Source organism: Paenibacillus taihuensis (assembly GCF_003386535.1).
Lineage (GTDB): Bacteria > Bacillota > Bacilli > Paenibacillales > Paenibacillaceae > Paenibacillus_Z > Paenibacillus_Z taihuensis.
This window is the reverse complement of the sequence record NZ_QTTN01000017.1, coordinates 70,573-89,853: the sequence shown is the minus strand read 5'-3', so window position 1 is coordinate 89,853 and position 19,281 is coordinate 70,573. Positions and strand designations below refer to the sequence as shown.

Sequence of the window (19,281 nt, the reverse complement as noted above, 5' to 3'; positions counted from 1 at the left end):
GGATTTCCTCGCTTGTGTGGTACGTCGTACCACTCTTCAGCGAAACCAGCCGGCGCTAGGTCAGCAGGCTGCCAATCAGCCACGCGAGCAAGCCCGCGAGCGCGGACGATGCGAGGTTCACCGCATCATTGGTCATGCCGGCGAAGCCGCGCACCCGCTCGGCAGCGACGCCGCAGTGCTCGGCGCGCTCCGTCTCGCTGCCGCACACGCGGCAGCGGTACATCGCTTGCACGGTGGCGCCGAGCAGCGAGTCGGCGAAGGCGCCGGCCGTGCCGGCCACCGCCGCGGCGGCGAGCAGCGCGACCGCCCCGCCAGCTGCGGCGCCCTCAGGCGCTGGCGACGCTCCCGCGAGCAGCGTCGCGACTGCGCCAATAAAGGCGGCGCCAGCGAGCGCGGCGCCGCTTCCGAGCGGCGTGACCCCGCCGCTCGTGCCGGCCGAGACGCGTCGGCCGGTCAAAATCGACCGCGGCGAAGCCGCGCTCAGGGCGCCGATTTCCGTCGCCCAAGTATCGGCGTTCACCGCAGCCATCACGCCGACGAACGCAAACGTCCAGCCGCTGTGCGGCCATAGCGCATGCCCGGCGCACAGCAGCAGGCCAAGGCCGCCGTTGGCCCATACCTGCAGCCAGTCCCGCCGGCCGCTCTTAGCATATTTGGCTTCCGCCTGCTCCTTCTTCTTATGTCTCCTCTTCCATTTGGACAGAGACGACGAAGAAATAAAGAATGCGATCAGCGTGCCGAACCAGAACGGCCCGCCGAACGCAACATAGCAGGTCCCCATCACAACGGCGGACCATGCACCGGAAGCAGACAGCGAGCGCAGCCGATAGGCACAGCCGGCAGCGATCAAACTTCCGATAAGCCCGACCAACACACGGTGGGCGATAGAGCTAGTGGATAAATCAGTCATATGAGGATGAATTCCTTTCCGATGCCAAAAGCAGGATTTTTCGACTTCGTGTTGAAATGATATGTCGAACGGCCTAATACTTTGTCATATTTTAGTCGAATAGCATTTATAAGTTTCACACGTATCCATTCCTAGTTAGTTTTGCTTAGTACGATATATCCCTTTAGCCAGTACTGAAGATAAGGAGCGCTCCTACCTAATGAACCCTGTAACTGATTCATCGCCAGCAGCACAAGAGCGAACGCCGGAAGAACTGCTTCGCATCATCTTTGATTATACCGCTAGAATCGGTAGCCAGAGAAGCCTTAAGAGCGTGCTTCTTCTAATGGCTGATATGGGTCGTGAAATGATATTGGCTGACAGATGTACCGTCTGGCTCATTGACCATAACCGCGGAGAGCTGTTCACGACGATCGCACATGGCGTCAACGAAATCCGTATCCCGCTCGGATCGGGCTTCGTAGGACATTCCATTCTGACAGGCGAAAATTTGCTCATTGTGGATGCCTACGCAGATCCGCGCCACAACGATGCAAATGACAAAAGAACCGGTTACGTGACGAAGTCCATCATCACCGTGCCGTTCGTCGGCAACGACGGCAGCATCATCGGCGCCTACCAGGCCATTAATAAATTAACGTCCCAAGCAGTATTCACCGAACGCGACCTGGATCAGCTGAAGCTGGCTGCTTCCTACGCCGGCAAATCGCTCGAGTCCGTCATGCTCCACGAAGAGATCGTCGCAACGCAGCGCGAAATTATTTCTGCGATGGGCGAGATTGGCGAGAGCCGTTCCAAAGAAACAGGCAACCACGTCAAACGCGTTGCGGAATACTCCTACGTACTTGCACTCGGGTTCGGCCTCCCCCAAGAGGAAGCCGAGCTGCTCAAGCTTGTCTCGCCGATGCACGATATCGGCAAGGTCGCGATCCCTGACGCAGTGCTGAACAAGCCGGGCAAGCTGACTGAGGAAGAGTTCGAGCTGATGAAGAACCATACGACGATTGGCTATAATTTGCTCAAGTCTTCCGGCCGCGAACTGCTCAAAACGGCAGCGATCGTTGCTTACCAGCATCATGAGAAATGGAACGGAACCGGCTACCCGCAAGGGTTGAAAGGTGAAGAAATCCATCTGTACGGCCGCATCACAGCAGTTGCAGACGTATTCGACGCGCTCGGCAGCGAACGGGTCTATAAGAAAGCGTGGGAGCTGGAACGCATTCTCGCCATGTTCAACGAAGAGCGCGACCTACATTTCGATTCCCGCCTGGTCGACGTGCTGCATGAACAGCTTCCCGCTATTCTTGATATCCGCGAGCGATATCGCGATCTATAATTGAAGAGACCGGCTGTCACTAGGTGTGATGGCCGGTCTCTCTTTATTCGAGCGCCTTCCCTGCTGTCGCTGCCTGCTGAAAGCGGTCCGGATAATTCGTACAAATCATTAAGTTCGGATCCATATTACCAAGCCGCCTCATCATCGGCGCGTCGTTCACAGTCCACGCCATGACGGCGACCCCCGCATCATGCATCGACGACAGCAGCTGAGGTGCAACATGTATATAGCCAATCGACAGAAATGTGGTGCCGAGCTGCTTCAAATCCATCACAAGCGTCCAAGGCGACGCATCCAAAATCAGCCCCGTACGCACATCTGCCGTTAACGAGCGAACCGTCTTCAGTGCCTCGCGATCAAATGACGTAATCACCGAGTCATGCTGAAGATTGTGCTTATTCAGCAGATCGATGACTTTCTTCTCGATGCCGGGATAGCGGCCACCGTACGTTTTCAGCTCGATATTCAAACGGCACCGGCCAATCGTTTCGAGCATGACCTGCTCCAGAGTCGGAATGCCCTCACCGGCAAAAGCTTTGTCAAACCAGCTTCCGGCATCCATCTTCCCAAGCTGCTCCGCCGTATAATCGTTCACCCTGCCAGCCGTTCTTGCCGTCCTTCGCAGCGAATCATCATGAATGACGACAGGAATGCCGTCCTTGGACAGCTGAACATCAAGTTCAATCCATTGCACGAATGGAAAGCGCATGGCTTCTTGAAAAGCAGCCATCGTATTCTCCGGCGCAAGTCCCGACGCTCCCCGATGGGCAACACAAGGGTTGAGCATTCGATCATTCACTCCTTCGGCTTCACGTTACCTGCAGCGTCAATCGACGCATGAATCGAAATCGACGAGATCCGCTTAAGCAGCGCAGCCGCATCTTCGCCTTTAAGCGGCGCTGGCTGGGATTGATTCGAGCGCATCGGATGCATCAGAAGCGAGCATTTGCCATCCACGGAACAACGCGCATCGACGACACCGGTATCCTTCGTCTTATCCGGCGTCATCCCTGGGAAGATGAAATTGCCCAAGCTGTATGCGATCCACTTGCCTTTATACGATTCGAAGCCTTGTAAGGTATGAGGATGACTGCCAATAACCAAATCGGCTCCAGCATCGATGTATTCATGCGCCAGGCGCGTCTGGTCGGCATTCGGGTTATCCTCCCGCTCAATGCCCCAGTGCACCATGACAACGACGAGATCGGCTTGTTTCTTCGCTTCTTGAATCGCTTTCACTGCTCGAGTCGAGTCATAAGTCTCGGCAAGACCCGGATGATCCTTGCCTGCTTTCCACGAGCCTTCCGGAATGACCCGTGACAGACCGATGTACGCGACGCTGATCCCTTTGGCCTCCAGCAGCACTGGCTTGAACGCCTCTGCATCGTCGCGCCCCGCTCCCATATTCGGAATGCCTGCGGAATCGAGGTGCTCGATCGTATCGAGAAGCCCCTCTTCGCCTTGGTCCATCGTATGATTATTCGCCAGATTGACGAGGTCGATGCCCGATGCCTTCAAGGCTGGCAGCGCATCCGGCGATGATTTGTATACATATTGCTTATTCTGAGCTGGCGTTCCTCGCGTCGTGACCGGCGTCTCCAGGTTCACCGCCATGAAGTCAGGCTTCTGCAGAAACGGCTGGACGTAGGTATAGGGGTAATCGAATCCGTTCTTCTGCATCAAATTCTCAACCGCTGCGGCGAGCAGTACATCTCCGGCAAAAGAAAGCGTGATCGAATCGCCAGGCGCTGAACTCGTGTCCGTTACGGCTCCACCATCTGCCCCATCCGATACGGCCTGCTGATCATCATGACCCGCTTCCGCATTCGTTCCACTGTTTGATGAATCGTCCGACGTCGCATTGTCGCCCGTCGTCGCTGCGGCGTTATCGCCGCTAGCCGCTGCATTGTTAGTGCCTGTTGCATTCCCATTCTCCGCTGCAACATCCAGCTTCTTGGTCCCGCCGTCTCGCTGAACCACGTAAACAACTGCGAGTGCGCCGAGGATGAGGAGCATCACGATATTGATTGCGAGCAGCCTTCGCATTCGCCCCCTGCGCTGCTTCTTCTGGTGCTGACTTTTTTCAGACCTTGATGCGTGCATAGTCGGCTAAGCTCCTTTTCTCTCGAACATTGACGCATTCATTATACCGCATTTGCGAGCGAGTAAAGGAAACTTTTTACGGCTATTCCGCCGCTTGGATTGTAAAGTAAACTTTGGCGTCCTGCATGCTTCGCACGATACGCCCGCTCTTCTCCAGATGGAACAAATGGGCCAGCGTCTCTGACATGGCGAACCTTAAATTATGCGTATTTCCGGCAATTCGTTCGCCGAATGATTGCATACATAACGTATAACCCGTATCTGCTCCTGATTGAATCAAACTATACATATGCGCCAGCCTGCGTTCATGATGCGAGATAAGCTGGTCGATTCGCTCTTGGTAGTTATCGAATGGGTCTCGATGACCCGGAAAAGCAAGCTCCACCTCATAGCTGCGCAGCTGCGCAAGACTATCCAGAAACAGCTGCAGCTGGTCCTCGCCGTCGCCAGGAACGACGCTAATATTCGGCGTAATATCCGGCAGCACTTGATCGCCGCACAGCATCCGCTTCTCCTCTGAAGCATAGAAGCATAGCTGTCCCTTCGCATGCCCAGGCGTGTCGATCGTATGCCACGCAAGGCCGCCCATCTCGAACGGCTGCCCCGCTTCGAGGAAGGTTACTTTCGGCTGCGGCGACACCTTCGCAATGAAGCTGTCCAGATGCGGCGCAATTTCGTCCAGCATCGTCTGCGGCATTCCGTGAGCTGCGTACAGCTCGGTCAAATCTGCAGCGAATGCGGCACCTGCATCGCTACCCCACAGCCTCTGCGTATATGCATACGAAGCTTCTGAGATATAGACCGGCGCGCCGCCCGTCTTCTCTTGGAACCATCCAGCAAGCCCATAATGATCGGGATGCTGATGGGTCAGCACTATCGTATGAATTGAATTGATGGCGATTCCATGCGCGCCGAGCGCCTCTTGCCAAGCTTGCACCGCTTCCGGTGTATGCAAGCCCGGGTCCACGACTGTATAGCCCCGCTCGTCCTGCAGCAAATAGCTGTTGACCCATTTTAGAGAGAATGGCAGAGGCACCTTCACTTGGATAATACCGCCTGGTCCCGGCCAAATTTTCGTTACGACAGGCTTGCTTCCTTCACTCAATTCGCGGCCCTCCCTTTCAAAATCAGACGAGGCGAGTGCTGCTCATTATACTCATGCGCATCATAGTCGCCATATACATGCGTCAGCTGCAGGCCTGCTTCAGACAACGCCTGCTCGAACCACGCCAGCGAGTACAAGCGCACACGCTCGACATAGCGACGAATACTTGCCTCTTCACCCGGCGCGCCGACCGTAATTCGTTTCTCGACCCAGCCGTCTTCGGTGATGATCCGCACTTCTTCAATATGTAAACCGGATTCCTCATCCATCCGCTCCGAACGCGGCACGAGATTCGCTGCCACATAGGCGCCGTTCAGAAAATCAATCAGGAACGCCCCATCCGCCTTCAGTACACGATGAATCTCGGACAGCACGCGCTTATTATCGTCTTCCGTCTCGAAATAGCCGAACGACGTGAACAAGTTGACTGTCGCGTCGAACGTATCGTCCGCAAAAGGCAGTTTCCGCATATCGCCCTGGATGAGCGACTTGATCAGTCCCTCTTCATTCTGCTCTAGCGCCTTCTGAAGCAGTGCTTCCGACAGGTCAATGCCAGTCACTTCAAAGCCCAGCTGTGCCAGCGCGAGCGCATGCCTTCCCATCCCGCAGCCGACATCGAGAATTGCCGCGCCCGGCGCCAGCTCCAGCCATCCTGCCATACGCTGAACCTCCCGCTTCGCCTGCTCCCAATTTCGATGCTTGTACACAATGATATAATCAGAGCCAAAGCTGCGCTCGAACCATGCCGACATCCATTTCCCCTCTTTCTTTTCATTGCCTTTTATTGTACTTCACCGCTCGCTATTCTGGCAAAACACGCTTGAAGCGGCATAATTTGCTTCCTTGTTATCCATACTATTCCAAGCTAAGGAAGGAGGAGGAAGCATGATGCTGAAACGGATCGAGTCGTTGTTCGCCGAATCGCGGGATTTAACGATGCACCAGCTGCAAAATGACGAGATGTCGATCGAAATCGCCTATATCGAGTCGCTCTGCGATGTCAGTAAAGTGAGCGACTTTATTCTCGTTCCGTTCACGAAGCAGCAGCAGCCTTTCGACGAGATTGTGAAGGTCAATCCGGTCTACAAGCCGCTCGACGACCCGGCGAAATGGACGGATACACTGTTGCTTGGCTTCGTCCTCATCCAGGTGAAAGGCTCGATCTATAAGCTTGATGCCGCACGGGTTATTCGCAATGAAAATCCGCAGACGATGGTCGAAACGGTCATTATGGGGCCGCAGATCGCCCTCAGCGAAGACGTTATCGATTCGATCAACATTATCCGCAGCCGTTACCCGAGCCCGGAGCTTGCTACCGAAGAGCGAACGGTCGGCACCACTTCGAAGACGCGCGTGCTGCTTCTGTATGACAAGCGAAGCGTCGATTCGAACGTGCTGAGCATGGTCAGGAAACGGCTGGAACGCATAATGATACCGATGATTACCGCTACTGGCCAGCTCAGTCGAGCGCTTGGCGACCGGTACACCTTGTTCCCGACAATGATCGTCACGGAGCGGCCGGATCGGGTCTGCAATAGTCTTCAGGAAGGCAAAATCGTATTGCTTCTTCAAGGCTCGATGTTCGCAATCATCATGCCCGTTACGTTCTATGATTTCTTAAGCGCAGTGGACGATCAATTCGATTCTTACTGGATGACGCGCACGCTGCTCGTTCTCCGCTACATCGCTGTCTTGCTGACGATTACGCTCCCAGCCTTGTATGTTGCCATCGTTTCCTATAATCCGGAGCTGTTTCGCGTCCAATTGACCTATTCGATTGCCGGAAGCCGGGCGGGCGTGCCGTACCCGTCATTTATTGAAGTCATTATTATGCTGCTTATGATTGAAGCGCTTGTTGAGGCCAGCGTCCGCTTGCCGAAGTATATCGGCTCTACCGCCACGACAGTCGGCGGCCTCATTCTCGGACAAGCTGCCCAACAAGCCGGTCTCGTCAGCAGCATTATGATTATTGTGACTTCGGTCGTGGCGATCTCGAATTTCGTTATTCCGATCAACAACATGTCCATGGCCATCCGGTTCATGAAATATCCGCTCATCATTATGGCGATATTCTTCGGCATAGCTGGCGTAACGATCGGACTGTTCATATACTTCGTGTATTTAGCCGACTTGCGCAGCTTTGGCAAGCCGTATTTTCGCATCTTCAGCAAAACGCCTTCGCAATCAGGTGATATCGGGCAGGTGGGGCAAGGATGAACCGTTATTTCTACTACTGTGTAACGATCGTAAGCATGCTCAACTTGATGATGTTTGTTCCTTATTTGCTCATTCAGGACCGCTACACCGGAGCCATTTCGTCTATGCTGCTCGCAGCCCTCATCGGTACCACGATGGCTTTCTTGTTTACCTTTGTCATGAAGGCCTTCCCTGGCAAAGGCGTTCCAGAAATCTTCGCCATGTACTTCCCGAAATGGGTGACAGCACCGCTGATGTTTTTTTTGGGCTGCATGTACTTCATTTCCGCATCCATCGTGCTGAACGGTTTCGCTGTGCTTATTAACCGGTTTCTTAATCCGGATACAAGCTCCATTGTCGTGTTGAGTCTCTTGTCGCTTGCCTGTGTTTACGGGGCGACCCGATCCACTTTGACTAACATCTTTATCGTGGAGATGGGATTAATCCTTAACGTACCGCTCATCCTGATGATTCTGTTCAAATCGTACCGAAACAGCAATCTCGATTGGGATGCCATGCTCACCATCGCGCAATATTGGCGCAATCCGCCGAAGCTGAACTCCTATGCAGCTGCGGTTTATCTGTTTACAGGCTATTCCGGCTATGCCATCTTCAATCGGCTGAACCCGCCGAACTTTCGGCTCCGGTATCGCTGGCTCATTCCGCTCGTCTGCTGCTTTATTATGGTGACTTCCTTTTTCGTACCTATTGGCTTTCATGGTACAGAAGCAGTAGCCTCTTACCTGTATGTGTGGAGTGTTACTGCAGATTCCATGACGATGGAGTATGGCTTTCTCGAGCGGGTCGTATTTATTTTCCTGCTGCTGTATTTGAATTTGTCGCTTGTGTATACGGCCAATGTGTGGCATATCGCAATGGAGTTTTTCAAGAGCTGCCTGCCTAAAGCCAAACCGCAGATCGATCCGGAGCGTACCCCGCTCTCCAATTGGGTTATTGCTTGCATCCTCGGTCTATTCACAGTTGTTACCTCTTACCTTTTGGATGAAAAGCAAGACTTGAGGCTTGCAACGAACTGGCTTATCCTGCGTGTCTGCGTAGAAGTCATTTCCGTACTCTTCCTCTTCGTGCTCAGCATCGGAGCAGGCGGAAAGAAACAGTCAACATGAAGTACAATCGAATCTTGCTGCTGACTGTTATGCTGCTGTCGCTCGCCGGATTGACCGGCGGATGCGGCTTTAAGGACATTGACAAACGCTTCTTCGTCGTGGCGATCGGTATAGATCCTCCCGCAGAAGGCGCGAAAGGGTATAAAGTCACGCTTCGCCTGGCCGTGCCATCGCCAAAGGTTGAACCCGGGGCCGCAAAGTCGCGCGTAGAAACCATTCAAGCGACAACGATCGCCGAAGGCGTGCGGCTGCTTAAATCTCATGTCGATAAAGAGCTGGATTTCGGCCATTGCAAGCTGCTGCTGTTCGGAGAAGAGCTGGTCAAGAAGGATTTTAGAGCGCCTATGCAATGGTTTGCCCGCCGTCGAGATATTCAGAGCGTTGCCTATGTCGCAATTGGCAAACCCGACGCCAATTCGATTCTGAACGTCGAGCCCTCCTCCGAACGACTGCCGGGCAATGCGATCTTTCTCACGTTCGGACATGGCGGCACGGAGTCGTCGTATACCCTCTACACGTATTTGTTTGATTTATTAAGACGCGCCGGTGAACGCGGTTTAGACCCGATCCTTCCTATCATGCGCGTCGAGAACAACGGCTATGTCGTTACAAGACTTGGCCTTTTGGACAAATCCAAGCTTGTCACCGTGCTGAATCCGCAGGAAACCGAGATGTTCAATCAAATCCGCTATGAATTTAAGAAGTCGACGGTTGCCGCTTCCTTCGGTGGGCAAAATATGGTCATGTCTGTGGATGGCATATCGTCCAAAACGAAGATTGTAAGGACCAATGAAGGCTATGTATTGAGGCTAAGGCTGAAGATCAAAGGGATATTCGAGGAAGCGCCAATCGGTGTCTATGATCAAGACTGGAAGAAGCTTGAGCAAACATTCAATGCGCAGGTGGAGCAAGAAGCCGAACGCCTGCTTAAGAAGGTACAGCAAGCAGGCGTTGATCCGTTTGGCTTCGGGCTTAAGTTCCGCGCAACCCATGCCGGGAGCGAGAAGACGTGGAAAGCTTGGGAATCGATCTATCCGAGACTGAAGTTCGACGTGAAGGCGAACGTCATTATTGAAGGCTCTGGCATTATCCGGTAGCGATATTGTGTCATAAGCTTTGGTGCGCTGCAGGCGCTGGCGGGCTAGGTCCGGACGAGCCGGTTCGTGCTCCGCAGCTCCTGCAGCGAGCCTGCGCCAATGCCGAACATCGCGGTGCGCAGCTCGAACTCGGTCCGCTCCATCTGGCGGTGCAGCTCGCGCTCTCCGGCGCTGCCTGCTGCCGCCTCAGCCGCTCCGGCAAGGAGCGAGCGGCCGAAGCCGGCCAAATCCGCGCCGAGCGCGATCGCTTTCGCGGCATCGACGCCGCTGTGCAAGCCGCCGCTCGCGATGACGGTCGCATGCGGCAGCGCAGCTCTGACCTCGCGGATTGCGGCGGCGGTCGGAATGCCCCAGCCGGCGAACGCCTCGGCTGCTTCGGCGCGCAGCGGATCGCTGCTGGCGCGGTACTTCTCCACCTGGCTCCAAGAGGTGCCGCCGGCGCCGGCGACGTCAATGAAGGATACGCCTGCTTGCACGAGGCGATCCGCCGTCTCTGCATCGATGCCCCAGCCGACCTCCTTGACGCCGACGGGCACGTCGATGCTGCGGCAAACCTCGCCGATACGAGCAAGCAGACCGCGGAAGTTCGTGTTGCCTTCCGGCTGGAACACTTCCTGCAAGCTGTTCAAATGCAGGACGAGCGCATCCGCCTCGGCAAGCTCTGCCGCCCGACGGCATTCATCGACGCCATAGCCATAATTCAATTGGACGGCTCCAAGGTTCGCGATGATCGGGATCGTCGGGGCATATCGCCGCACTTGAAACGTAGCCGCCAAGGATTCATTCTCGATCGCCGCCCGGATGGATCCAAGTCCCATCGCCCATCCGCGCGCTTCAGCCGCTTCGGCGAGCCGTGCATTGATGACAGCCGTCTCATCCGTGCCGCCTGTCATGGAGCTTATTAAGAGCGGCACTTCCATATCGCGGTCCAAAAAAGTGGTGGAAAGATCAATATCATTAAACGCCAGCTCGGGAAGCGCATGATGGCGGAAGCGATACTGCGCGAAGCCCGGCTCCGTACCGACGCTTTGCACATCTTCCGTCAGGCAAATGCGGATATGCTCTCCCTTTCTTTTGGCGGTTACAAGATGCTCGTCATCTAGCTTGTCTGTCATTTTGTCGCTGTTCTCCTTTTTCGCTATCAAGCTTCCGAATTCATTAAAGCTATCATGGCATATTCGGCAGGGGTAGAGCAAATCCGAATGGCATGAGCGTATTTTTGATTATTTTGATCTAATTTATGATTATTACAATCATTTTAATTGTCGTATGCCACATAACCTCGTATAATAGAAGCAGAAGCTCTAAAACAGGAGGCGCTCAACGATGCAAGTAAAAACGTTTGACAACACGATGGAACTCGATTTGTTCGCTGCCCAGCTATTTGCGGACACTTTGAAAAATAAACCGAATGCGACGCTCGGTCTCGCAACCGGCTCGACACCTGTCGGCATTTATGGAAAAATAATAGAGATGTACAAGAACGGTGCTGTTACCTTCAAGGATGCAACGACATTCAACCTCGACGAATATGTCGGCCTCTCGCCAGAGCATAAGCAAAGCTACGCGCACTTCATGAACGAGCAGCTCTTCAACCATATCGACCTGCCTAAGCATCATGCACACCTGCCGAAAGGGACTGTCCCGGACTTGAAGGCAGAATGCGTGGAGTACGACCGGATGCTCTCCGAGCAGCCCATCGATATTCAGCTGCTCGGCCTTGGTCTGAATGGCCATATCGGCTTCAATGAACCGGATCAGGAGCTGCAAGGCGGAACGCATATCGTGGAGCTGGAAGAATCGACTCGCGAGGCGAATGCGAGATTCTTCGATAACCTGGAGGACGTGCCGACGAAGGCGATTACGATGGGTGTTGGATCGATCCTGAAGGCCGATTCGATTCTGCTCGTGGTGAAAGGTGCCGACAAGGCAGGTATCGTCAAGCAAGCGCTGCAAGGGCCGATTACGACGGAAGTGCCGGCATCGCTCCTGCAAACGCACAAGAACGTTCTTGTACTCGTCGATCGCGAGGCAGGGAGGCTGTTATAATTGGTGCAAACATCAAGTAACTCATGGCTCATCAAGCATGTTCAAACTATCGTATCCGATCAAATTGTCGAAGGCAGTGTAGTCGTAGAAGACGGCAAAATTGCGAAAATCATTGAAGGCGACGCCATTCCAGCTCCATATGAGCAGCTTGAAACGGTAGATGGACTCGGCGGCTGGCTCTTGCCAGGCTTCATTGATATGCATGTCCACGGCGGCGGCGGCGCTGACTTCATGGAAGCGAACCGTGAAGCGTATGAGACCATCACTCGCTTCCATGCTTCCAAAGGAACGACTCGGATGCTGGCAACGACGGTGACCGCTTCTCCTGAAGCGATCGCAGCTGTACTCGAGGCGACTCATGCCTACCGCGATGGCGATGACATGCCGAATACGGTACTGCAAGGTGTTCACTTAGAGGGTCCTTTCATCAGCGAGAAATGGCCAGGCGCACAGAATCCGGCGTTCATTGTTACGCCGCAGGTGGAATGGATTCAAGCGTGGAACGAGCAATACCCTGGACTTATGAAGCAAATTACATTCGCTCCTGAGAAAGAAAATGCAATCGCACTGACGGAATACCTTGCGGAGAGCGGAATTGTCGCTGCTGCAGGACATACGGATGCACTCTATTCGCAAGTCGTCGATGCAGCCGATGCTGGACTTACGCAAGCGGTGCATACGTTCAATGCGATGCGCGGCTTGCATCACCGCGAGCCGGGAACCGTCGGCGCAGTTCTAACCGACCACCGGATTCATGCCGAGCTGATCGCGGACGGTCATCACGTCCATCCAGCTGCGATTCGCCTCTTGGTCGCAGCGAAGCCTAGAGATCGAGTCATCTTGATTACGGATGCCATGTCTGCAGCCGGACTTGGCGATGGCCAGTATGATCTTGGCGGCCTCGTTGTCGACGTGGCGGACGGCGTTGCTCGTCTTCGTGATGGCGGCGCTCTCGCAGGCAGCACGCTGACGATGATCGACGCATTCCGCTTTATGCTCGCGCATACGGGCCTTAGCGTTGCCGAGGTAAGCCAAATGGCGAGCGGCAATCCGGCGCGCCAGCTCGGTATCGACGACGTCACAGGCAGCATTGCCGAGGGCAAGCTTGCTGACCTCGTGCTGACGGACACGTCGTTCACTGACGTTCGCCGCACTTGGGTGGAAGGCCGTCAGATCTTCGGATAAACAGTTCTTCAAAGTGCCGAGGAAGTCCAGTGGACTTTCTCGGCACTTTGATATTTTTAGAGTGCTTGGGTCTCACTTCCAAGACACATTCAACTAAGGTACCTGTGCTCTTCTTAAGCTCGAACTTCTTGATCTCCTTCAATGTAGTGCTCCAAAGTACTCTCTTTGCTCTCTTTCAGCGAAATTCCGCAAATATAGCGCTCCAGAATACTCACTTCGGTCTCCTTCCAGGAAAACTCGCCAATGTGGTGCTCCTGGGTACTCTCTTTGGTCTTTCCGCCGAATTCTCGCCACAATAACGCACATGGGTGCCTCGCCACATGCAAAAAAAGCAAGCCCTAGGTAGGCCTGCTTTTACAAATACATATAAATTAATTATTGCTGTCTGATCAGCTTCGTCACTCGACCGTCGAAGATCCACTCGGCAACGTACACATTGCCTTGGGAATCCACGCACACGCCGTGCGGAGAGCTGAATTTGTCCGGACGATAGTAGGATTTAGGCAGGTTCGGCCAGCCTTGCTGCTTGTACGCCTGCTGATCCTCGCCTAAGTGTGTGATGAGACGGTCATCGCGGTCGAGCACCGTAATACGGCTGTCGAGGTCCGGAATGTACACTTCATCACCGAAGAAGTAGAAGCTGCACGGCAGGTCGAGGTTATGATCGACGAAGCGCTTATGTTCGCCTTCAAGTGTGAACACTTGAATCCGGCTGTTACGGCGGTCAGCGACATAAATTTCCGGTTCTTCGCCGCGCAGGTTAATCGAGATGCCGTGCGGCTCAATTACTTGGCCCGGCTCCGAACCGCGGCCGCCCCACGAGCGGATATAATTGCCCTCCGCATCATAATGGTGAATATAGAATTGGCCATAGCCATCCGATACATAGATGTCGCCGTTTGGCGCCACGCACACGTCAGTAGGAACATAGCGGCGCTCAGCATCGTACAGATCAGGACGATCAGGTCCGCCGATCTCCAGCAATGTCTCGCCATCCAGCGTCGTCTTCACAACAAGCGCACGGTTCGTATCTGCGAAGTACAGATATTCGATTCCGTCGTTGTCGCGGTGGAGATAGAAGCCATGTGCCCCGCCTTCGAACTCAGGACCCCACGATGTAATGAAGTTACCGTCTTTATCAAATTTGATAACGGAATCTTTGCCGGTATTATGTACGTAAACGTTATCATTTTCATCAACGACGATGCCGTGTGTGTAGCCGTAAGCGATTCCTTCCGGAAGCTTACCCCAGCCTTGTGCAACTTCATAGGAGTGAGAGGCGTTACCAATAATCAATTTCTCTGCGATCAATTTCTCAGACACGTCACATGTCTCCCTTCAAGTGTTCGTACATCCCCAAGTATACCAAATATTGAGAGTCGTACAAGGAACCAGCTGCCAATTTTCGAAAATAAAAAAAGCAACAGCCGCCTGTGGCAGCCATCGCTTTCGCTTACTTCCTTACTTCATTTCATGGTGTTCGTTCACACACTCGCTCCATACTGCGCATCGGCAATGACGATTTGGATCTCATGCGTCTTGGCAATGGATGCAAGCTGCTGCGGCAGCTCTTCATCGGTAATGAAGCCCTGCAGCTGTGACAGCGGCGCAATCGAGAACAGAGACGTCCGGCCGATCTTCGTATGGTCGAACATCGCGTATGTCGCCTGCGAGCGGCGGATCATCGCCTTCGCGATGTGCGCCTCCTGCTCCGAGTATGTTGTGATGCCGCCTGTTGAAGAGACGCCGTCAACGCCGAGGAACATTTTGCCGATATGCAGCTGTCCGATCATGCCTTCCCCAAGAGGACCGCATAACTCGAAGCTGTTGTGCCGCATCATGCCGCCGGTCACAACGACGTTAATGTCACTGCCTGCCAGCTCCATCGCGACATTCACGGCATTCGTCACCACCGTAATGCCTCTGCGCGTCTTAAGCAGCTTCGCGAGATAATAGTTCGTCGTCCCGCCGGACAAGCCGACGACATCCCCTTCATGGATCAGGCTGGCAGCCGCAGCGGCAATGCGCTCCTTCTCGAGAAACGACAATCCTTCCTTCTCGGCAAAAGGCAGCTCGCGCACCGCGTTCATCCCGTCATACATCGCGCCGCCGATCGTCCGAATGACCGGCTCTGATTTCTCCATCAGCTCCAGGTCGCGGCGAGCCGTCGCCTCTGATATGCCAAAACGTTCCACGAGCTCTTGGATCGTAATCCGTCCCTGCCGTTTCAGCACATTCATAATCTGTTCCCGCCGCCGCTGTCCTTTTGAAGACCCAGCTTCAGCCATCTATCGCTCCACCCAGCCTTTGTCCGATAATCGGCGCTCTACCGTCGTCCATTCCGGCAGCGCTTCCCAGTCACCGCGGCTTTGTATGACAAGCGCGCCGCTAATGCTGCCGAGTCGTACTGCCTCGAGCACGCTCATCCCTTTGAGCAAGCCTGCAAGGAAACCAGAGCAGAAGCCATCGCCGGCGCCTACTGTATCAATGACACGGTCAACCGGATAGAACGGCACTTCAACCGCTTGCCCGTTATCCAGCACGACGTTCATGTCGCCGACGCCTTTCACGATGCTAATCGCAGACAAGCCAGCCAGCTGCTCTTTCACAGCCTCGAAGTCGTCTGTGTCATACAGCAGTCTCAGCTCATCCCAGCCTGGCAGAAAATAATCCGCCTGTGCAGCGAGCGGCAGCACCACTTCGCGCGCCTGTTCGATCGACCATAGCTTCAGCCGCAAATTCGGATCGAAGCTGATCTTCACGCCTGCTTCCTTCGCTGCAGTTACGACAGCGAAGATCGTCTCACGGCAATTGTCGCTGAGCGCTGGTGTTATGCCCGTCACGTGCAATATTTTGCAGCTATGAATGTAATCCAGATCGAGATCGCTCAGCTTCATTCGGCTCGCGGCCGAATGCTTGCGGTAATAGTGTACCGTCAGCTTGCCTGCGACCGTCTCGCGGAACATCATGCCTGTCGGTGCATCTGCAGACAACGTCGCCCGGGACACATCAACGCCTTCACCGCGAATCCGCTTCAGAATGGATCGGCCGAATGGATCGTCGCCCAGGGCGCCGAACCAGCCAACCGATTCGCCAAGTCTTGCTACGCCGATTGCAACATTGCTCTCAGCGCCGCCATAGCTTTGCTCCAGCATTGCGGAGCTTTCAATCGCACGGTGATCCTGCGGCATGAATAAAGCCATCGTTTCGCCAAATGTTAATAAATCCGGCGCTGTCTTCGTCATGGGTTCTCCTCCAATAGACCTGCGGGCGTATTAAATGCTTTTATGGATCGGATATTTCATGAAATAAAGAATGACGATATAGATCACAAGAATGATAAGGCTCAAAGCACGTGCCTTAGCAATGTGTGCGGATGCGCTCTCGCCGCTTTGAATTGCCGTAGCGATACGTTTCAGCGGCTTCGTCACGATACCGCCAAGCGCTGCGATTGCCAAGAAGAGCACCGTTACGATAATCATCCAAATGACTTCGTACTCGCCTTGCGACATCAAGTAGCCGCCAGTCAGCAGCTGCAGCACAAGGAAATATTGGGCAATGCGGTTGGCAGATACGAGACCAGAGGCAAGACCGGCTTGTCCAGCGCCGTCAAGCTTGGAAGCGCGGCCGGCCATCAGCGGCAATACGATATAAAACCCCATTCCAGTCGCACCGATTACGTGCAAAAATAACATAAAATCGAACATGCTTGCTTCCTCCTCAACGAGTCGATACATTAGCTAATTTCAGTAATCGCTATAATGTATTATCTTAACAAGTATACTAAAACGCACGCTTCATTACAAAAAATAGTGCTATTCGTAAGAAGGTGTCAATTGATGCTTAACCATGACAGCCTTTATGGCAAAATAATCGACATCGTCAGGCAGCGCTTCTTTGATCGGTTTCAGCTTCTCGCTGCCGATCTGCTGGATGGTCTCGACGATAAGAGTCTCATGCTGCGCCGGGATGAACATCGCCCAGTCCAGCTCCTCGCCTTCCTGCGCGCAACGCAGCAGATGGTTCTCGATTGTTACTCTGCTCATGCCTCGCATCGCTGCAATGTCGGCGAGCGACTTGCCTCTGCCAAGCAAGGTCAGCGTCTGCATATGGCTTGGCAGACTCTCAAGCTCGGCAAGCTCGGCGGCATCTGCCTCGCTAATTTGCACCTTCGGCTCAGCTGTTGCTGCTGCAGTTGCTCGGCTTGGCTGGGCAACTTGTGACTGTGGCTGCGGGTCGTCGGTTCTAAGTGCAGCTGGATATCCTCCCGAAGCTGCTCCATCTTTGAAATCGCGTACGATCGTAATCACATCGATTCCGTATTTGCGCGCCTTCGCCTCGCCGACGCCTTTCACGCCGAGCAGCTGCTCGGTCGTAACAGGCTGCCTGTCGGCTATTTCACGGAGCGCTGCATCAAAGAACAGCATGAACGGCGGCACGCCTTCTCTTGCAGCCGTCACGCGGCGCCATTCGCGCAGCGCTTCGAACAGCGGCGTGTTCGCGGCTGACACGTTCGTACCAGCGGTTTCTCTCCGCTTGGCAGCAGCGCTCTGCCGCCGGTGAACGGTCAGCTTCCCTTCCAATACGGGCAGCGCTTCGGCCGTCAACGATACCGTCGGATATTCGCCTTCGCTGATCCGGAGATAGCCTTCCGCAACAAGATAGTAGAGCAGGTCGGTAATCTCCTTCTCCGCCCAGCTGCGCATCAGTCCGTATGTAGAGAGCTTGTCCAGCCCAAACTCGAGTATCCGCTTCTCTCGTGACCCTTTTAGCACCTTCGCAGCCATCGAAATACCGAAGCGCCCTTTCATCCGCCCAACACAAGAGAGCGCCTTGCGCGCATCCTCCGTCGTATCAATCATTGCGCTTTGATCGAGACAGTTGCTGCATTTGCCGCATTCCGGCACATCTGCTTCACCGAAGTACCGCACGATATATTGCAGCAAACATTTCTCCGAACGAGAGTAGTGCATCATCGTGTACAGCTTGTTCAACTGAATGCTTTTGCGATCAGGGTCCGTCGTACTTCGATCGATCAGAAACCGCTGAACCTGCACATCCTGCGGCTCGAATAGAAGAACGCATTCGCTCTCCTCTCCGTCTCGCCCTGCACGTCCAGCCTCCTGATAATACGACTCTACGTCGCCAGGCATCTGCCAGTGAACCACATAGCGCACGTTCGGCTTATCGATCCCCATCCCGAACGCATTCGTTGCTACCATGACACGATACTCGTCGAATCGGAACTTCTCCTGCGCTTCCGCCCGCTCCTCATCGTTCAAGCCGCCATGGTACTTGCCTGTGGCAATGCCAAGCTTCATCAGGTCGTCGCATACTTCCTCCGCTTCTTTCCGTGTCGCCGTGTACACAATACCGGATTGGTCTGGCCGTTGCTTCAAGTAGTCACGAAGAAACTTCTTCTTATCCGTCCCTGTGACCACCGATAACGTAAGGTTCGTTCTAGCGAAGCCGGTTACGAATATATTCGGCTTGCGAAGTCCCAGCATCGCTGCTATATCCTCGGATACCTCAGGCGTTGCCGTTGCCGTAAACGCGGCTACTGGCGGGCGGTTCTCCAGCCTCCCGATCCAACCCGCAAGCTGCCTGTAGCTTGGGCGGAAGTCATGCCCCCACTGCGACACGCAGTGCGCTTCATCAATCGCGATCAGCGGGATATGCATTTGGCTCGACAAGGAGTCGAACATCGAGCTGTCAAGTCGCTCTGGCGCAACATAGAGCAGCTTGTACACGCCCTGGGAAGTTTGGCGCACGACTTCGCGGTACGATTCCGCGCTTAGTGAGCTGTTCAGATAAGCAGCGGATACGCCAAGCCGGTTCAGCGCATCTACCTGGTCTTTCATCAGTGAGATGAGCGGCGAAACGACGATCGTCGTTCCAGGCAGCAGCAGTGCAGGAAGCTGGTAACAGATCGACTTACCACCGCCTGTCGGCAGGATGGCGAGCGTATCCTTCCCCTCTAAAACGCCAGCGATGATATCGCTCTGACCTTTACGGAAGCTGTCGTAGCCATACACCTGCTTCAGCGTACGCAGTGCTTCTTCTTGATGCGTACTCATTTCATGTTCCTCCTTCCACCATCAAAAATGAAGACCCTGACGATACTGCATCAGGGTCTCATGTGCTTCATGAGCTTATCATGCTCTCTAGATCGT

17 protein-coding genes are annotated in these 19,281 nt (G+C 54.3%); 6 read left to right on the top strand and 11 right to left on the bottom strand.

Going from position 1 to position 19,281, the window contains the following annotated elements; genetic code table 11:
• Nucleotides 1-55 precede the first annotated feature (55 nt).
• Entirely contained in the window at nucleotides 56-910 is an 855-nt protein-coding gene (locus A8990_RS15515; protein ID WP_116189952.1) for a DUF92 domain-containing protein, read from the bottom strand.
• Between the two features lie 199 nt (nucleotides 911-1,109).
• Here A8990_RS15515 and A8990_RS15510 point away from each other — a divergent pair, with 199 nt between their 5' ends.
• A complete protein-coding gene (locus A8990_RS15510; RefSeq protein WP_116189951.1) occupies nucleotides 1,110-2,246 on the top strand; it encodes an HD domain-containing phosphohydrolase in 1,137 nt (378 codons plus the stop codon).
• A 43-nt stretch (nucleotides 2,247-2,289) separates the two neighbouring features.
• Here the strand turns inward: A8990_RS15510 and A8990_RS15505 are convergent, their stop codons facing one another.
• From A8990_RS15505 to A8990_RS15490, 4 genes are all read right to left on the bottom strand, one after another.
• A complete protein-coding gene (locus A8990_RS15505) occupies nucleotides 2,290-3,033 on the bottom strand; it encodes a glycerophosphodiester phosphodiesterase (protein ID WP_116189950.1) in 744 nt (247 codons plus the stop codon).
• Nucleotides 3,034-3,041: 8 nt separating this feature from the next.
• Nucleotides 3,042-4,349 (bottom strand): CapA family protein, encoded by a 1,308-nt coding sequence (locus A8990_RS15500; protein WP_116189949.1) that lies wholly within the window; start codon nucleotides 4,347-4,349, stop codon nucleotides 3,042-3,044.
• 82 nt (nucleotides 4,350-4,431) lie between these two features.
• On the bottom strand, nucleotides 4,432-5,454 hold the full coding sequence (locus tag A8990_RS15495; RefSeq protein ID WP_116189948.1) for an MBL fold metallo-hydrolase: 1,023 nt from the start codon (nucleotides 5,452-5,454) through the stop codon (nucleotides 4,432-4,434).
• Nucleotides 5,451-6,206 (bottom strand): class I SAM-dependent methyltransferase, encoded by a 756-nt coding sequence (locus A8990_RS15490; RefSeq protein ID WP_116189947.1) that lies wholly within the window; start codon nucleotides 6,204-6,206, stop codon nucleotides 5,451-5,453. Before A8990_RS15490 ends, A8990_RS15495 begins: the two co-directional genes overlap by 4 nt.
• A gap of 133 nt (nucleotides 6,207-6,339) precedes the next feature.
• On the opposite strand from A8990_RS15490, the gene A8990_RS15485 reads away from it, so the two are divergent.
• From A8990_RS15485 to A8990_RS15475, 3 genes are read left to right on the top strand one after another with little or no spacing between them, the layout of a single operon-like run.
• Complete coding sequence (locus tag A8990_RS15485; RefSeq protein ID WP_245996040.1) at nucleotides 6,340-7,671, top strand: spore germination protein; 1,332 nt, start codon at nucleotides 6,340-6,342, stop codon at nucleotides 7,669-7,671.
• Nucleotides 7,668-8,777, top strand: coding sequence for a GerAB/ArcD/ProY family transporter (locus A8990_RS15480; protein WP_116189946.1), 1,110 nt, complete (start codon nucleotides 7,668-7,670; stop codon nucleotides 8,775-8,777). Before A8990_RS15485 ends, A8990_RS15480 begins: the two co-directional genes overlap by 4 nt.
• Nucleotides 8,774-9,874 carry a Ger(x)C family spore germination protein gene (locus A8990_RS15475; RefSeq protein WP_116189945.1) on the top strand — a complete coding sequence of 367 codons (1,101 nt, stop codon included), beginning with the start codon at nucleotides 8,774-8,776 and terminating at the stop codon, nucleotides 9,872-9,874. The genes A8990_RS15480 and A8990_RS15475 overlap by 4 nt, the downstream gene beginning before the upstream one ends.
• A gap of 44 nt (nucleotides 9,875-9,918) precedes the next feature.
• Here A8990_RS15475 and fni read toward each other — a convergent pair whose 3' ends face one another.
• On the bottom strand, nucleotides 9,919-10,989 hold the full coding sequence (gene fni, locus A8990_RS15470; protein ID WP_116189944.1) for a type 2 isopentenyl-diphosphate Delta-isomerase: 1,071 nt from the start codon (nucleotides 10,987-10,989) through the stop codon (nucleotides 9,919-9,921).
• Nucleotides 10,990-11,200: 211 nt separating this feature from the next.
• Between fni and nagB the strand changes: the two genes are divergently transcribed.
• Both nagB and nagA read left to right on the top strand, forming a co-directional pair.
• Complete coding sequence (gene nagB / locus A8990_RS15465) at nucleotides 11,201-11,923, top strand: glucosamine-6-phosphate deaminase (RefSeq protein WP_116189943.1); 723 nt, start codon at nucleotides 11,201-11,203, stop codon at nucleotides 11,921-11,923.
• Complete coding sequence (gene nagA / locus A8990_RS15460) at nucleotides 11,924-13,108, top strand: N-acetylglucosamine-6-phosphate deacetylase (RefSeq protein ID WP_425463909.1); 1,185 nt, start codon at nucleotides 11,924-11,926, stop codon at nucleotides 13,106-13,108. It abuts the gene before it with no gap.
• Between the two features lie 375 nt (nucleotides 13,109-13,483).
• Here the strand turns inward: nagA and A8990_RS15450 are convergent, their stop codons facing one another.
• The 5 genes from A8990_RS15450 to recQ all read right to left on the bottom strand — a co-directional run bounded on the left by A8990_RS15450 (nucleotide 13,484) and on the right by recQ (nucleotide 19,185).
• On the bottom strand, nucleotides 13,484-14,431 hold the full coding sequence (locus tag A8990_RS15450; RefSeq protein ID WP_116189941.1) for an NHL repeat-containing protein: 948 nt from the start codon (nucleotides 14,429-14,431) through the stop codon (nucleotides 13,484-13,486).
• Between the two features lie 161 nt (nucleotides 14,432-14,592).
• Nucleotides 14,593-15,396 carry a DeoR/GlpR family DNA-binding transcription regulator gene (locus A8990_RS15445; protein ID WP_116189940.1) on the bottom strand — a complete coding sequence of 268 codons (804 nt, stop codon included), beginning with the start codon at nucleotides 15,394-15,396 and terminating at the stop codon, nucleotides 14,593-14,595.
• Nucleotides 15,397-16,353 carry a sugar kinase gene (locus tag A8990_RS15440; RefSeq protein WP_116189939.1) on the bottom strand — a complete coding sequence of 319 codons (957 nt, stop codon included), beginning with the start codon at nucleotides 16,351-16,353 and terminating at the stop codon, nucleotides 15,397-15,399. It lies immediately after the preceding gene.
• Between the two features lie 30 nt (nucleotides 16,354-16,383).
• Nucleotides 16,384-16,815 (bottom strand): hypothetical protein, encoded by a 432-nt coding sequence (locus A8990_RS15435; RefSeq protein WP_116189938.1) that lies wholly within the window; start codon nucleotides 16,813-16,815, stop codon nucleotides 16,384-16,386.
• 108 nt (nucleotides 16,816-16,923) lie between these two features.
• Complete coding sequence (gene recQ, locus A8990_RS15430) at nucleotides 16,924-19,185, bottom strand: DNA helicase RecQ (RefSeq protein WP_116189937.1); 2,262 nt, start codon at nucleotides 19,183-19,185, stop codon at nucleotides 16,924-16,926.
• Between the last annotated feature and the right edge of the window lie 96 nt (nucleotides 19,186-19,281).

What these genes read in the sequence shown, in the direction of transcription:
- A8990_RS15485 (WP_245996040.1), top strand. Translation starts at nt 6,340, where the DNA reads ATGATGCTGAAACGGATCGAGTCGTTGTTCGCCGAATCGCGGGATTTA.
- A8990_RS15510 (WP_116189951.1), top strand. Translation starts at nt 1,110, where the DNA reads ATGAACCCTGTAACTGATTCATCGCCAGCAGCACAAGAGCGAACGCCG.
- A8990_RS15440 (WP_116189939.1), bottom strand. Translation starts at nt 16,353, where the DNA reads ATGACGAAGACAGCGCCGGATTTATTAACATTTGGCGAAACGATGGCT.
- fni (WP_116189944.1), bottom strand. Translation starts at nt 10,989, where the DNA reads ATGACAGACAAGCTAGATGACGAGCATCTTGTAACCGCCAAAAGAAAG.
- nagB (WP_116189943.1), top strand. Translation starts at nt 11,201, where the DNA reads ATGCAAGTAAAAACGTTTGACAACACGATGGAACTCGATTTGTTCGCT.
- A8990_RS15505 (WP_116189950.1), bottom strand. Translation starts at nt 3,033, where the DNA reads ATGCTCAACCCTTGTGTTGCCCATCGGGGAGCGTCGGGACTTGCGCCG.
- A8990_RS15515 (WP_116189952.1), bottom strand. Translation starts at nt 910, where the DNA reads ATGACTGATTTATCCACTAGCTCTATCGCCCACCGTGTGTTGGTCGGG.
- A8990_RS15435 (WP_116189938.1), bottom strand. Translation starts at nt 16,815, where the DNA reads ATGTTCGATTTTATGTTATTTTTGCACGTAATCGGTGCGACTGGAATG.
- A8990_RS15445 (WP_116189940.1), bottom strand. Translation starts at nt 15,396, where the DNA reads ATGGCTGAAGCTGGGTCTTCAAAAGGACAGCGGCGGCGGGAACAGATT.
- A8990_RS15475 (WP_116189945.1), top strand. Translation starts at nt 8,774, where the DNA reads ATGAAGTACAATCGAATCTTGCTGCTGACTGTTATGCTGCTGTCGCTC.
- A8990_RS15500 (WP_116189949.1), bottom strand. Translation starts at nt 4,349, where the DNA reads ATGCACGCATCAAGGTCTGAAAAAAGTCAGCACCAGAAGAAGCAGCGC.
- recQ (WP_116189937.1), bottom strand. Translation starts at nt 19,185, where the DNA reads ATGAGTACGCATCAAGAAGAAGCACTGCGTACGCTGAAGCAGGTGTAT.
- A8990_RS15490 (WP_116189947.1), bottom strand. Translation starts at nt 6,206, where the DNA reads ATGTCGGCATGGTTCGAGCGCAGCTTTGGCTCTGATTATATCATTGTG.
- A8990_RS15480 (WP_116189946.1), top strand. Translation starts at nt 7,668, where the DNA reads ATGAACCGTTATTTCTACTACTGTGTAACGATCGTAAGCATGCTCAAC.